At 26.0% G+C, this 15,440-nt stretch carries 15 protein-coding genes and 1 pseudogene; 12 read left to right on the top strand and 4 right to left on the bottom strand.

Translation table 11 applies throughout. From position 1 onward, the window contains the following. The first annotated feature begins 9 nt into the window (after positions 1 to 9). From IGS63_RS11830 to IGS63_RS01900, 12 genes and pseudogenes are all read left to right on the top strand, one after another. On the top strand, positions 10 to 60 hold the full coding sequence (locus tag IGS63_RS11830) for a hypothetical protein (protein WP_420856919.1): 51 nt from the start codon (positions 10 to 12) through the stop codon (positions 58 to 60). Next, positions 53 to 232 carry a glycosyltransferase gene (locus IGS63_RS01860; protein ID WP_190615353.1) on the top strand — a complete coding sequence of 60 codons (180 nt, stop codon included), beginning with the start codon at positions 53 to 55 and terminating at the stop codon, positions 230 to 232. The genes IGS63_RS11830 and IGS63_RS01860 overlap by 8 nt, the downstream gene beginning before the upstream one ends. Positions 233 to 927: 695 nt before the next feature. After that, a pseudogene (locus tag IGS63_RS01865) lies at positions 928 to 1,689 on the top strand (sugar nucleotidyltransferase). Further along, the gene (gene rfbB / locus IGS63_RS01870; protein ID WP_190615354.1) at positions 1,686 to 2,735 is read left to right on the top strand and encodes a dTDP-glucose 4,6-dehydratase; all 1,050 of its coding nucleotides are present in this window, start codon (positions 1,686 to 1,688) and stop codon (positions 2,733 to 2,735) included. Before IGS63_RS01865 ends, rfbB begins: the two are co-directional and overlap by 4 nt. A gap of 31 nt (positions 2,736 to 2,766) precedes the next feature. Continuing rightward, positions 2,767 to 4,188, top strand: a complete 1,422-nt coding sequence (locus IGS63_RS01875) for a lipopolysaccharide biosynthesis protein (protein WP_190615355.1) — start codon at positions 2,767 to 2,769, stop codon at positions 4,186 to 4,188. A gap of 221 nt (positions 4,189 to 4,409) precedes the next feature. Then, entirely contained in the window at positions 4,410 to 4,727 is a 318-nt protein-coding gene (locus IGS63_RS01880; protein WP_190615356.1) for a hypothetical protein, read from the top strand. A 319-nt stretch (positions 4,728 to 5,046) separates the two neighbouring features. Beyond that, entirely contained in the window at positions 5,047 to 6,858 is a 1,812-nt protein-coding gene (locus tag IGS63_RS01885) for an AAA family ATPase (protein ID WP_190615357.1), read from the top strand. 166 nt (positions 6,859 to 7,024) lie between these two features. Then, positions 7,025 to 7,273: an AAA family ATPase gene (locus tag IGS63_RS11760; protein ID WP_269777943.1), complete on the top strand. Its 249-nt coding sequence runs from the start codon at positions 7,025 to 7,027 to the stop codon at positions 7,271 to 7,273. 11 nt (positions 7,274 to 7,284) lie between these two features. Next, on the top strand, positions 7,285 to 8,175 hold the full coding sequence (locus IGS63_RS01890) for an AAA family ATPase (protein ID WP_269777944.1): 891 nt from the start codon (positions 7,285 to 7,287) through the stop codon (positions 8,173 to 8,175). A 44-nt stretch (positions 8,176 to 8,219) separates the two neighbouring features. Beyond that, positions 8,220 to 8,468, top strand: coding sequence for a PD-(D/E)XK nuclease domain-containing protein (locus IGS63_RS11720; protein ID WP_232521259.1), 249 nt, complete (start codon positions 8,220 to 8,222; stop codon positions 8,466 to 8,468). Between the two features lie 174 nt (positions 8,469 to 8,642). Next, positions 8,643 to 9,536, top strand: coding sequence for an Rpn family recombination-promoting nuclease/putative transposase (locus tag IGS63_RS01895; protein ID WP_190615358.1), 894 nt, complete (start codon positions 8,643 to 8,645; stop codon positions 9,534 to 9,536). Between the two features lie 247 nt (positions 9,537 to 9,783). Then, a complete protein-coding gene (locus IGS63_RS01900; RefSeq protein WP_190615359.1) occupies positions 9,784 to 11,574 on the top strand; it encodes an AAA family ATPase in 1,791 nt (596 codons plus the stop codon). A 260-nt stretch (positions 11,575 to 11,834) separates the two neighbouring features. On the opposite strand, the gene IGS63_RS01905 is transcribed toward IGS63_RS01900, so the two are convergent. The 4 genes from IGS63_RS01905 to hutI form a co-directional block, all read right to left on the bottom strand. After that, positions 11,835 to 12,272 (bottom strand): hypothetical protein, encoded by a 438-nt coding sequence (locus tag IGS63_RS01905; protein ID WP_190615360.1) that lies wholly within the window; start codon positions 12,270 to 12,272, stop codon positions 11,835 to 11,837. Between the two features lie 4 nt (positions 12,273 to 12,276). Beyond that, complete coding sequence (locus tag IGS63_RS01910; protein ID WP_190615361.1) at positions 12,277 to 13,500, bottom strand: aminopeptidase; 1,224 nt, start codon at positions 13,498 to 13,500, stop codon at positions 12,277 to 12,279. Positions 13,501 to 13,591: 91 nt separating this feature from the next. Further along, positions 13,592 to 14,215: a cyclodeaminase/cyclohydrolase family protein gene (locus tag IGS63_RS01915; protein WP_420856920.1), complete on the bottom strand. Its 624-nt coding sequence runs from the start codon at positions 14,213 to 14,215 to the stop codon at positions 13,592 to 13,594. After that, positions 14,202 to 15,440, bottom strand: a complete 1,239-nt coding sequence (gene hutI, locus IGS63_RS01920) for an imidazolonepropionase (RefSeq protein ID WP_190615362.1) — start codon at positions 15,438 to 15,440, stop codon at positions 14,202 to 14,204. The genes IGS63_RS01915 and hutI overlap by 14 nt, the downstream gene beginning before the upstream one ends.

Consider the following 15,440-nt stretch of genomic DNA (forward strand, 5'->3'; position numbering starts at 1 on the left):
AATTGGGAAATGATTATAGTTGATGATTACTCAACAGACAATGGAGTAAAAATTGTATAAGAATAAGAAAGATAATAGAATTAAATTAATAAAATTGGAAAAAAATAGTGATGCAACAGTATCAAGAAATATTGCTATAAAAGAAGCGAATGGTAAATATATAGCATTTTTAGATAGTAATGATTTATGGAAGAAAACAATTATGAATTTACTTTTACTAAATATCAACTAATTAAAGAGAATGGAAAAAAACTAGATAAATATATAGAGGTTCCAAAAACATTAAATTATAAGCCGGTATTATTAAAAAATCCTATAGTGTAATATATAATGCTGAAAAATTGGGTAATTTATATAGTCCTTAATTAGAAAAAGATAGGATTATGCTTTGTGACTAAAAATTTTAAAAAAATGTGTGGTGGGGAATGGATTAAATGAAAATTTGGATTATTATAGATTAAGAAAAAGTTCTATTTCTTCAAATAAAATAGATTTAATAAAATATCAATGAAAACTATATAGAGAAATTGAAAACATTAAAATAATAATAGAAGGAATAGTATTATGTTAGATTGTCCATTTGTAGATAAAGATATAGAAGTGTATTTAATCCACAAAAAAATAAATTTATAATAAATATGGACTATTTAATTTGAATTATAAAATAGCAACTGATTATGAAATAATCTTTGACTTTTATTGAAACATAAAATATCAATACAATTTTTAGATAAGTATATTATAAAAATGCGAATTGGAGTAGAAAGCAATCAAAGTATTAAAAATATTATAAAAGTAAACATGGAATGTTATAAAGCGTGGAAAGATAGTGGAAGGATAATGGATTAAAAGTTTCAAGCTTCTTTAGTATAAAAAAATAATGCTTATTTGAATTTAAATTGAAAGGAATAATTTTTGCGGGTGGTAGTGGAAACGAGGCTTTATCCTGTAACTAAAGCTATATCAAAACAGATACCCCCTATTTATGACAAGCCTATGATCTATTATCCTTTATCTGTATTTATGCGCAAGGATAAATGAGAATTTAATTATATCAACTCAAAAGGATTTGCCTATATTTGAAGAATTATAGGCAAAGAGTTTATTGAAAATGATGCTTATGTTTTAATATTAGGAAATAATATATTTTATGGACATGGATTTACTGGTATGATAAAAGAAGTAGTTAACATAAAGAAAGGGGCTACTATATTTGGATACTATGTAAACAATCCAAGAGAGTTTGGTATAGTGGAATTTGATGAAAATAACAATGTAATTTCATTGGAAGAAAAACCAGAAAATCAAAAATCAAACTATGCAGTACCTGGATTATATTATTATGATAATAGTGTAATTCAAAGAGCAAAAAAATTAACTCCATCTGCAAGAGAAGAAATAGAGATAACAGATCTAAATAGAGAATATTTAAATGAAGGTAAATTAAAAGTAGAATTACTTGGAAGAGGATTTGCATGGCTTGATACTGGAACATATGATGGGCTATCAAATGCAAATGAATTTGTAAGAACAATACAAAAAAGAACTGGATTATATATATCTTGTCTTGAAGAAATAGCTTATAAAAACAAATGGATAAGTAAAGAACAATTAATAAAATTAGGAAAAGAAATGGAAAAAACAGAATACGGTCAATATATTTTGAATATTGCGGGTGAAGTCAAATGACAATATTAGTAACAGGAGTAGCAGGATTTATAGGAAGTAACTTTTTGCATTATTATTTATCTAAGTATAAAGATAGAAAGGTAATAGGTGTAGATAGTTTAACTTATGCTGGAAACTTGGAAAATATAAGTGGTTTAATGAATAATAAAAATTTTGAATTTATAAAAGCAGATATAACGGATGCACAAAAAATAAATGAAATATTTGAAAAGTATGAAATAGATGGAGTAATAAACTTTGCAGCAGAAAGCCATGTAGATAGATCAATTCATGATCCACAAATATTTTTAAAAACAAACATACTAGGAACACAAACTCTTCTTGATGCTTGTAAAAAGAGTTGGTACAAAGATGGAAGATGGAGTAAAGATAAAAAGTATCTTCAAATATCAACGGATGAAGTTTATGGAGCATTGGGAAAAACTGGATACTTTACAGAAGAAACACCTCTTGATCCCCACAGTCCTTATTCTGCAAGTAAAGCAAGTGCGGATTTAATAGTAAAAGCTTATTATGATACTTATAAAATGCCTATGAATATAACAAGATGTTCAAATAATTATGGTCCTTATCAATTTCCAGAAAAGTTAATACCATTAATGATAAATAATGCATTAAATCATAAAGAGTTACCAATATATGGTGATGGAAAACAAATAAGAGATTGGCTTCATGTTTTTGATACTTGTATTGCAATAGATTTAGTATTTGAAAAAGCAGAAGTAGGGCAAGTGTATAATATAGGTGGACACAATGAAAAAGAAAATATATTTATAGTAAATAAAATAATAGAAACACTCAGAGAAAAAACTGGTGATGAAAAGATAAATGAATCTTTAATAAAACACGTAGAAGATAGACTCGGTCATGATAGACGTTATGGAATAGATCCATCTAAGATAAAAAGAGATTTAGGTTGGGAACCAACAATAATGTTTGAAGAAGGAATAGTAAAAACAATAGAATGGTATTTGAATAATCAAGATTGGATGAAGTCTGTAATCTCTGGTGATTATTTGGAGTTTTATGAAAAGAATTATAAGTAATTAATAATTTTATGAATAGAGGTATAAATTTGTGAATGGTAAAGAAGAAAATAAAAAAGATTTTTTAAAAAGATTGGCAGGATTTTCAATAGGGCCAATTGTTGGTGCTTTGTTAGGGTTTATAAGCGTTCCCATTCAAACGTGGTTGATTGATCCTTCTCAATTGGGAAAGACTGCTATGTATTCCATGGCTTTTGGATTGACTTCTTTGTTTATTTATCTTGGAATTGATCAATCTTTTGTTAGAGAATATAATGTTGAAAAGGATAAAAAAAATTTGTTGTGGAATAGCTTTTTAATTCCATTTATTTTTTCAATAATAATAATGTTTGTTTATATATTTTTTTATGAAAGTATTTCTAAATTATTATTTAATTCAATTGAAAGATATATAATAAGAATATTGGCTTTTTCACTGCCTTTTGCCGTTGTTTTTAGATTCAATACGTTGATAATAAGAATGAAAGAAAAGGCAAGGTTATTTTCTTTCATACAAATAACGAACAGACTCATTGGATTAATTTTATTAATAATAATTCTTTTATTTTTTAATAAAAACTTTAAAGGTATTATACAAGCGCAGTTTTACACTTTAATCTTATCTGCAGTCATAACAACTTTTATAAATATAGATGATTGGAAGTATAAATTCAAATTAAATAAAGTATTAGTAAAAAAGATAGTTTTGTTTGGTCTTCCATTAATTCCAACGTCAATAATGATGTGGATATTAAATTCAATGGATAAGATAGCGCTTAGAACGTGGGCAGATTTTAATTCTATTGGTTTATATTCAGCGGCATTTAAGATAGCTGGTATTGTAGGAATAGTTCAGCAGGCCTTTGCAACCTTTTGGGCACCAACCGTGTACAGATGGTATGAAAATAATGTTTCAACAAAAAAGTATGAAATGGTGAGTAATAAATTAAACAGTATTTTAACTACATTATTTGCATTCATTGTTTTATTTAAAAATCAAATAATAATGATTTTATCTCCAGAGTATAAAAGTGCAGCAATAATAGTTCCGTTTTTAATGTTTTATCCAATTATGTATACTTTATCTGAAACAACTCAAATGGGTATAGGTTTTACAAGAAAAACACATTATAATATATTAATAACTATTGTAGCAAGTGGAATGAATGTTGTTGGGAACTTTATTTTAGTTCCAAAGTATGGAGCTGTTGGTGCTTCTGTTTCTACTGGTTTGTCTTATATTGTCTTTTTTTGGTTAAGAACTTTTATTTCAAGATTTTTATGGAAAAAGTTTGATATAAAAAAGCATGCAATATCTATATTTTTAATGATTATTATGGCTTTTTTTTCGGTTATTTACAACAATTTTTTTATTGATTTATTTTTATTTATGATTATTATTGTTTATAATATAAAAGATATTCTTTGGGGTTTTAGTTTGATAAAAGGAATTTTAATAAAAAATAAAAAGTAAAATTTAAAAAGCCCAATGACTTTGTCATTGGTTTTTTTATTTATGTTTTTAAATTAATATTGAGTGATTATTATTGTTTAGTTTTATTAAAAAATTAAATAATTAACTAAATTTAAGAAATTTATGATTAAAATTTGGAATTTTAAATAAAAAGTAGTAATATTGTAGTGTTATTGTAATTTTTAAAATACAATAATATCATTATAAAAGGAGGGTTTTTTATGGAATTAAAATGTGAATATTGTAAAAAAGAATTATTGAAAAAAGGTACTTTATCTTTTTATGGGAAAAAAGATACTAGAACTGTTTCAGAAATAAGAGTAACTCATACTGGAACTTGTGATAAAAGCATGGAAGAAAAAATGGTAAAAAATAATTTTATTAATCTTGGAAATTTAGGCTTAAATGAATTTTATGATAAAGACAAAGTATTTATTACATTGTTAGATATATTAGAAAGAGTTGTAGTTAGTGGATTAAAAATAGAAGTTCAAGCATTTAATAAATTAAGAGAAATAGTAGAATTTTTAAATCATTAAATATTAATATTTTAAAAAAATAGTTATATAAAAAGTAAAAAAAGAGGCTACTTAAATAAATATATTTTTTATCCTCTATATTTTCTTTCGATGAGTTCAGTTGTTTTTCTCATCGAAAGTTTTTTTGGAATTTATTTCAAAATATAATATTATTTTTTTATGATCATTGAGTTTGTTTGTTTAAATGTGGTTATTGATTTTGTTAAAATAAAAAAATATGAGAAATTCTATAAAAAACAGGATGAAATCCTGTTTTTTATATTTTAAAGTAGATTTGATATAATAGCATATAAAGAATTAGAAATGAGGAGATGATTCTATGAAACGACTGCCAATAGGACAAAGTGATTTTAAAACTATAATAGAAGAAGATATGTACTTTGTAGATAAAAGTTTGTTAATTAAAGAAGTTATTGAAAGTGGTAATGTTTTATTAATAACAAGGCCAAGAAGGTTTGGGAAAACTCTCAGTCAATCTATGATGAAGTACTTTTTTGATATTACTCAAAATAACGATTACCTCTTTAAAAACTTAAAGATATACAAAGAAAAGAACATAATAGAAAAACATTTGAACAAACATCCTGTTATATACATCACCTTTAAAGATTTAAAGTCTAATAACTTAAAAAAAATGCATGACTTATTAGCTATGGAACTTTCAAGGTTGTATATAAAACATGAATATGTTTTAAAAGTATTAAATAAAAGAGAAAAAGCTGTATTCAATAAAATAATGGATAGAGAAGCTTTAGATGCTGATTATGAAAACTGTATAAGAAGTTTATCTGAATATATGGAAAGATATTATGGTAAAAAGGTAATAATATTAATAGATGAATATGATACTCCCATTCAACAAGCTTATTTACATGGATACTATGATGAAATAATATCTTTAATTGGTAACTTATTTGGAATGGCTTTAAAAGATAACGTATACCTTGAAAAGGCAGTTCTTACTGGTATAACAAGAGTTTCTAAAGAAAGTATCTTTACTGGTGTGAATAACTTAAAGGTTTCTACTGTATTGAATGAACTATTCAATGATAAATATGGATTAACTAAAGAAGAAGTAGAAGAAACATTGAAGTATTATGAACTTGAATATGAAGAAGATGAAGTTATAGATTGGTACAATGGATATAACTTTGGTGGTGTTGAAATTTACAATCCTTTTTCTATAATAAACTTAGTAGATGAAAAAAAGATAGGTCCATACTGGATGAATACGAGTGGAAATTATTTAATAAGAAAGCTAATAAAAGAAGGAACTGTTAATATAAAAGATAGTATAGAAAAACTTTTGAATGGAGAAAAGATTGAAAGTAAAATAAATGAAACTATGGTTTATGGTGATTTGCACATAAATTCAAATGAATCAATATGGACATTATTTTTATTTAGTGGTTACTTAAAGTGGATAAAAGAAACAAAAGAAGGTTATAGAAGATACACACTTGCTATTCCAAACAAAGAAGTAAGAATGTTTTATGAAGATACAGTATTATTAATGTTTGAAGAAGAAAATATACAATTAGATAATATACTAATAAACTTAATAAATGGACATATAGAAGAGTTTAAAGAAGACTTTCAAAAACTAACTATGAACACATTGAGTTACTTTGATGTAAGTGGAGAAGAACCAGAAAGGTTTTATCATGGATTAATACTTGGAATGAGTGTTGGCTTAAAAGAAAAGTACATAATAAAGAGTAATAGAGAAACAGGGCTTGGAAGAGCAGATGTTATTTTAATTCCAAAAGATAAAACAGATAAAGGAATAATAATAGAGTTTAAAAAATTTTATAAAAATGAAAAGACACTATTAAATAGCGCTCAAAATGGATTAAAACAAATAAATGAAAAAAGGTATGAAGAAGAGATAAAAAATTATGGAATAAATGACATAATAAAAGTTTCAATAGCTTTTGATAAAAAAGAGGTTGAAATTGTTAGTAATTTGGATAAAGAAGAAGAAAATAATGAAAGAAAAGATTTAGAGTATGAATTAAAGTTAAAATCTATAGAAACAGCAAAAAAATTAAAAGAAATGGGATTAACAAAAGAACAAATAATTCAAGCAACTGGTTTGTCTATAGAAGAAATAAATATATTGTATAAATAACACAAACTATTAAAAAAAGAAAAAATGGATTCATAAATAAAGGATGGTTTTCGATGTGAAATAAAGTTCCCTTCGACAAGCACATGGAACGAGAAAAGAAGATAGGGACCTACTCCTACGACACGCTTAGAGGTGGGAAGAAAGTTATAAAAATGAGGTGCTAAAAGTGAAAAAATTACCCATAGGAAAACAAGATTTAAAAAATATAATATTAAATGAATATATGTATATAGATAAAACAAAATATATTTATGAATTAGCAAGATCAGATGTGCCAATATTTATATCAAGGCCAAGAAGATTTGGAAAGAGTCTAACCATATCAACATTGTATTATTTATTTAAAGGAGAAAAAGAATTATTTAAAAGATTATATATATATATGATAAATGGGAATGGAAAGGATATCCTGTAATTAGGCTTAGTATGAGTGAAATGTCGATAAAAAATGAAGAGGAATTAGAATATGGAATATTATTAAGATTAAGATTAAGAGAAATAGGAAAAGAATATGGAGTAGAAATTAATGAAACAATAATAAAGTATGCTTTTTCTGAACTAATCCAAAAGTTATCAAGGAAAGAAAAAGTAGTAGTGTTAATAGATGAATATGATAGACCAATATTGAATCACATGAATGATGGAAAAGCAGAAGTAATGAGAAATATATTAAGAGAATTTTATGTAGTAATAAAAGATTCTGATCCATATTTAAGGTTTGCAATATTAACTGGAATAACAAAATTAACCAAAACAGGAATATTTTCATCATTAAATAATTTAAATGATGTAACTATAAATAAAAAGTATTCACAAATGATGGAGATAACCCAAGAAGAGTTAAAAGAAGGTTTCAAAGATCATATAGAAGAAACAACAAAAGAATTGAATTTAAATAGAAAAGAGTTATTAGAAAAGATAAAAGAACATTACAATGGATTTTCCTTTGATGGAATAAAAAGTGTGTACAATCCATATTCATTATTAAAGTTTTTTGATGTTCAAGAATTTAAGAATTATTGGATAGAAAGTGGAACTCCTCAATACTTAATAGAATATATTAAAAAACACAAGGTACAAACAGAAGAAATAATAGGAGAATATGTAACAGAAACGAGTTTAACAACTTATGAAATAGAAAATGCTCCTCCAATAGTATACTTAATACAATCTGGATATTTGACTTTTAAAGAAAAACATGAATATTTGGGATACAAGGTGGATTATCCCAACAAAGAAATAAAAGAAAGTATGTCAGAATTATTATTAACAGGAACATATGAAATAGAAGAAAATGCACATGTAAGAAAAATATAATATTAGCACTGGAAGAAAAAAAGATAGAAAAAGTAATAGAAGAAATGAAATTAATAATATCAAAGATACCATATAATTTATTTGAAGAAACAGAAAGATGGTATCACAGCATAATATTAACGATATTATGGTCGTGTGGATTAAATGTAAGAGGAGAGGTATTAGGGAATTTGGGAAAAAGTGATATAGAAATAGAGTATAGAGGAGAGGTATACATAATAGAATTAAAAAAAGCAAAACCAGAAGTGTGTATACAACAAATAAAAGAAAAAAATATAAAAGTGCAAAGATAGTGGGTATAGAAATAGATACAAAACAAAGAAATATAACAAATTATATAGTTGAGGAAATACATTGAAAATATAAGTAAAACAGATTAAAAATATTGCTTTAAAATTATTAAAGATTAATAAAAATATGAAAAGGGTAATAACCCTGTCAAAGAAATATTTTGGAGGTGAATAAAGATGTGTAGAATAAACCCAAGAGTAGATTTTGCATTCAAAAAGTTATTTGGAACTGAATCAAATAAACAATTATTAATAGATTTAATAAATTCAATAGTATCAGAAGAAGATAAAGTAAAAGACATAGAAATAAAAAATCCATACAATGAAAAAAACTTTAAAAATGATAAACTTTCAATATTAGATATAAAAGCAGTAGATCAAAAGGGACATTGGTACAATGTAGAAATGCAGATAATAGATCAAGAATATTATGATAAAAGAGCACTGTATTACTGGTCAAGAGTCTATTCAGGACAACTTTTTGCAGGAATAAACTATGATAATTTGAAAAAAACTATTAGTATAAACATATTAAACTTTAAATGTTTAGAAGAAGAAAATTACCATAATGTATATAAAATAGTAAATATGGAAAGCAAAAAAGAATTCATTGATCATTTAGAAATACATTTTATTGAGCTAGAAAAGTATGATGAAAAAATGAGTACCATGTTAGATAGATGGGTAAATTTTCTAAAAAAAGCGGATATATATGAAAAAGATAAATTACCAAAAGAATTAGAAGAAGTAGAAAGTATAAAAAAAGCTGTAGAATTATTGGATGAAATGTCATTAAATTATGAAGAACGAGAAAGCTATGAAGCAAGATTAAAGTGGCTTCGTGATGAAGAAGCTGCAATAAAAACAGCTGAAAATAAAGGTTTTAAAAAAGGTTTAACAAAAGGTATTGAACAGGGAATCGAACAAGGGATCGAACAAGGCATTGAACAAGGTGTTAAAAAAGGAAAACTTGAAATGGCAAAAAAAATGATAAATAAAGGTTTAGATAAAAACATAATATCCGAACTTACTGGTTTGTCTATGGAAGAAATAAATATATTGTATAAATAAACCCTTAAATAAACTATTAAAACAAAGAAAAAAAGGCTTCATAATAAAGGATTGTTTTCGATGTAGAATAAAGTCTTAAAAATATTTGATTCGGTCATTGAGCTTGTCGAAATGCGAAATGACAGATTAAAAATTAAAAAATATAATAAACTCTATAAAAAACAGGATGAAATCCTGTTTTTTATATTTTAAAGTAGATTTGATATAATAGTGTAAAAGATATAATTAGAAATGAGGAGATGATTCTATGAAACGATTGCCAATAGGACAAAGTGATTTTAAAACTATAATAGAAGAAGATATGTACTTTGTAGATAAAAGTTTGTTAATTAAAGAAGTTATTGAAAGTGGTAATGTTTTATTAATAACAAGGCCAAGAAGGTTTGGGAAAACTCTCAGTCAATCTATGATGAAGTACTTTTTTGATATTACTCAAAATAACGATTACCTCTTTAAAAACTTAAAGATATACAAAGAAAAGAACATAATAGAAAAACATTTGAACAAACATCCTGTTATATACATCACCTTTAAAGATTTAAAATCTAACAACTTAAAAAAGATGCATGATTTATTAATTTCTGAACTTTCAACTTTGTATATTGATCATAAGTATGTTTTAGATGTTTTAGATAATGAAGAAAAAATTATATATGATAAAATAATGGATAGAGAAGCTTTAGATGCAGATTATGAAAACTCTATAAGAAACTTATCAAAGTACATGGAAAGATACTATGGTAAAAAGGTAATAATATTAATAGATGAATGTGATATTCCTATAAAACAAGCATATTTGTATGGATACTATGATGAAATAACTCCTTTAATTGGAAACTTATTTTCCTCTGCGTTAAAAGATAACGTATACCTTGAAAAAGCAGTGTTAACAGGTATAACTGGTGTAACAAAAGAAAGTATATTTTCTGGATTAAATAATATTGAAGTTTCAATCGTACTGAGTAATTTATTAAATGATAAGTATGGATTTACAAAAGAAGAAGTTGAAGAAACACTTAAGTATTATGAGCTTGAATATGAAGAAAAAGAAGTTATAGATTGGTACAATGGTTATAACTTTGGCGGTGTTGAAATTTACAATCCTTTTTCTATAATAAATTTAGTAGATGAAAAAAAGATAGGTCCGTATTGGATGAATACGAGTGGAAATTATTTAATAAGAAAGTTAATAAAAGAAGGAAGTGCTGAATTAAAAGATAAAATAGAAAAATTAATAAATGGAGAAGAAGTAGAGTGCGAAATAATAGAAACTATGGTTTATGGTGATTTAAACTTAAATAGTGAAAGCGCAATTTGGACATTATTTTTATTTAGTGGTTACTTAAAGTGGACGAGTAAAAAAAGAAAAAACAATATAACAATGTACAAAGTAAAGATACCAAATGAAGAAGTAAAAGATTTTTTTGTACAAACAGTTAGAAATATGTTGAGAGAATCGAATATAAGTATTGAAAATATGCTTTTGAATTTAAAAGTAGGAAGAATAAAAACCTTTACAGACCAATTTAAAGATTTAACGATGAACACATTGAGTTATTTTGATGTTAGCGGAAAGGAACCAGAAAGATTTTATCATGGACTAATACTTGGAATGAGTGTTGGTTTAAAAGAAAAGTACATAATAAAGAGTAATAGAGAAACAGGACTTGGAAGAGCTGATGTTATTTTAATTCCAAAAGATAAAACAGATAAAGGAATAATTATTGAGTTTAAAAAGTACAATAGAGATGAAGATAAAAGTTTAAAAGACAGTGCAAAAAATGGACTAAAACAAATAAATGAAAAGAAGTATGAAGAAGAGATAAAAAGTTATGGAATAAATGATATTATAAAAGTTTCAATAGTTTTTGATAAAAAAGAGGTTGAAATTGTTAGTAATTTAGATAAAGATGTTGAATTAACAGAGATAGAAAAAGTAGCAAAGAATATGCTTGAAAATGGAGTTGATATAGAATTTATATCTAAAATGACAAATTTGTCTATTGAAAAGATAAAAAATATAAAAAATATTTTATAAATTTTGGAGAATAAAAATGTATTTTTAAAAATATTGGCATAATTTTCAATAGGGCCAATTGTTGGTGCTTTTTTAGGGTTTATAAGCGTTCCTTTCAAACGTGGTTGATTGATTCTTCTCAATTAAAGCTTCTATGTATTCCGTGGCTTTTGGATTGATTTCTTTGTTTATTTATCTTGGAACCAAGCTTTTATTAGAGAATATAATATTGAAAAAGATAAAAAAAACAAAACACAAGAGTGAATTACTCTTGTGTTTTATTATATCTCGAATTTTTCTTTAAATTCATCTTTTTTAAATACATAATAAGCATGAAATAAAATTTTATTCATTTTTTCAAAGCATTCCTTTGTTGGTTTTTCAGAAAAAATTAAATATCCTTCATAAACTTCTATATTTTCAATGTAAGCATGAAAATATACTCCGTATTTATCTCCAAATGAATAAACTTTTGCAGTTTGATCGTCTGCTCCATCAAAGTTATATTTTTCTACTTCATTTGGTATATTATATCCAATATGTTTAAAAAATTTTTCACTGTACATAGAATCTCTAAATAAAATAGGGTTTTTTTGATAAATAATAGTTCCTTCTAAAAATTGACTTTTCTTTACAACATCTATTATTTCATTTGCTTTTTCATGTTGATTAAATATAAAGTTTATATCTTTGGCATGAAAGGTTACTATTGATTTCATTTTATCACTCCTCTATCCAATTTCCATTTCTAAATATTGGTTCTATTTTTCCATCTTTTGTTATTCCATCTATATTCATAGAATCACTTCCTATCATGAAGTCAACATGTGTCATGCTTGTGTTTGCACCTTTTTCTTCTAATTCTTTTCTTGTCATATTAGGTCCATTTTTTAAACATAAAGGATATGCTGCACCTATTGCCAAATGACAAGATGCATTTTCATCAAACAATGTATTGTAAAAGATTATGTTTGAGTTTGAAATTGGTGAGTTTTGAGGAACTAAAGCAACTTCACCTATATAATGTGATCCTTCATCTGTTTCTATTAATTTTTTCAATGTTTCATATCCATTCTTTGCAGAAAAATCTATTATTTTTCCATCTTTAAAGGTTAATGTGAATTTTTCTATTAAATTTCCACCATAATTTAATGGTTTTGTTGAAGTAACAGTTCCATTTATTCCTGTTTTTAATGGAAGAGTAAATATTTCTTCTGTTGGCATATTTGGAATAAAGTATACTCCTTTTTCTGTTGTCAATCCTCCACCAACCCACACATGATCTTCTGGCAATTCTATTTTTAAATCTGTTCCTGGAGCTTTGTAATGAAGAAACTTATAGTTTTTTGAGTTCATCATTGCAATTTTATTTTTTAATGTTCCTATATGCTTTTTCCACTCTGATACAGGATCTTCAGTATTTACTCTTGTTACTTCAAATATTTTTTTCCATAGTTTTTCTTCATCTGTTGTTCCAAAAACTTTTTTACTCCATTCTTTTGTTGGAACGGATACTACTGCCCAGCTAACCTTTCCTTTTTGTGTATATTCTCTAAATTTATTCATGGCTTTTGCTGCAGCTTTATTTGCATTGGCAATTTTTTGTGGATCTACATCTTTTAATAAATCTGGGTTTGATGCCGATATTGATAAAAATGCAGCATTTTGTTTTGCAAATTCTTCAAATCCTTTTGCTTTCCACATTGGAAATTCATTAAAGGCTTCATCTGGTGCCATTTTATATTTTGTATAAGTTATTTCTTCATCATGCCATTCAATATGCACATTTTTCGCACCATTTTCATATGCTTTTTTTACAACTTCTCTTACAAAATCAACTGCTACTATCGGTGCATTTACAACTAATGTTTGATCTTTTTGTATATTAATAGCTGTTCTAACTGATAATTCTGCATATTTTTCTAATAATTCTTTAAAATTTTCCATAACTCACCCCATTTATAATTATTATATATATAATTATACATCAAATATTTGGTTTTTAAGTATAAAAAAAAGCCTTTCTTTGAAAGGCTTTTTAAAATCCAACTTTTGATAATATTACTTCTTCTAATTCTCTTGTTTTTTCTTCTAAGTCTTTTACTTCTTTTGAATATTTTTCAACAAAGTCATCGTCTTTTATAGAGTCAAGGTTTATTTTTACATTGTATAATGCTCCTAAAACTGCTGTTCTTGCAAGCATTGCAGAAACTGCTCCATCTGTTATTGCATTTTTGTTTCCTTTTTCAACAACCACTTCTGCAAGTTTCATAACTTCAAAACAACTTTTTGCAACATCAAATGGTACTTCTGCTGCTTTTTTCATTGAAGTTTGAATTGCTTCTTTTCTTTTTGCTTTTTCTTCATCTGTTGATTTTGGCATTCCAAAAGCTTTCATAACTAAATCAAATGCTTCTGAATCTTTTTCAATGTCTTTTAAAAGTTTATCTTTTAATTCATCTGCTTTTATCTTTATTTCTTTTATTTCTTCTTCTACTTCGGCATATTTTTTCTTCCCAATCGTTAGTCCTGAAACCATTGAGGATAGTGCTGCTGCTGTAGATCCAGCCATTGCAGATACACTTCCACCTCCTGGAACGGGATCAGATGAAGCTACTTTGTCAATAAATTCATTTAATTTCATTTCTTCAAACACTTTTATCCCTCCTCACTATACCATCTTTTATAACTGTTTCAATTATATTTACACCTGTATGATATGGTAAAAATTTATAAGATGGATATTCTAATATTATTATATCAGCTTTTTTGCCTTTATCTATACTTCCAATTTCTTTTTCTAATCCAAGTGCTGCTGCTCCATTAATTGTTAATGCCGTTATAGTTTCTTCTATTGTCATATTCATATAGATCGTTGCTAAAGATATCAATAGTGGTATTGAGTTTGAAAAACATGATCCAGGATTCATATCTGTTGCAAGTGCAACACTACATCCAGAGTCTATCATTTTTCTTGCATTTGCAAAGTTTTCTTTTAAACTAAATGCTGTTAATGGTAATAGTGTTGCTATTGTAGAGCTGTTTGCAAGTTTTTCAATTCCCGCATCAGATGTTTGTAATAAATGATCGGCAGATACTGCATTTATTTCAGCAGCTAATTTTGCTCCGCCAAGTTCAACTATTTCATCTGCGTGTATTTTAGATTTTAATCCATATTTTTGTGCTTCAAGTAATATTTTTTTTGATTGTTCTACTGTGAATACATTTTTTTCACAAAAAACATCACAAAACTTTGCCAAGTTTTCCTCTTTTACCTTTGGCAACATTTCTTTTATGAGTTTTTCTACGTATTCATCTGATTTACCTTTATATTCTTTTGGTATTGAATGTGCTCCTAAAAATGTTGGAATCACATCAATTGAATGGATTTCATTTAATTTTTTCATTACTCTTAATTGTTTTAATTCTGTTTCTAAGTTTAATCCATATCCACTTTTTCCTTCTACTGTAGTAACTCCAAAGTTCATCATTGAATCTAAACGTTTTTTACCTAGATTTACTAATTCTTCTTCTGTTGTGTTTCTTGTGTGTTTAACAGAACTTGCAATTCCTCCGCCTTTTTCCATTATTTCCATATAGGTTTGACCTTTCAATCTCCAATCAAACTCTTCTTCTCTATATCCACCAAATACAAAGTGTGTGTGTGAATCTACAAATCCGGGAAGAACACTCTTCCCGGTTGCATCTATAACTTTATATTCTTTTTCATCTACTTTTATGTTTGTTCCAATGTCTGTTATTATACCATTTTCAATTACTATTGTTCCATTTTTTATAACTTTAATATCGTTCATTTCTTTTCCTTTTTTAGAACTATATCCGGAACACGTTACTATTTCTGCAGCATTTTTTATTAAAAGTTTCAT

The sequence above is a fragment of the Tepiditoga spiralis genome (assembly GCF_014701195.1).
GTDB lineage: Bacteria > Thermotogota > Thermotogae > Petrotogales > Petrotogaceae > Tepiditoga > Tepiditoga spiralis.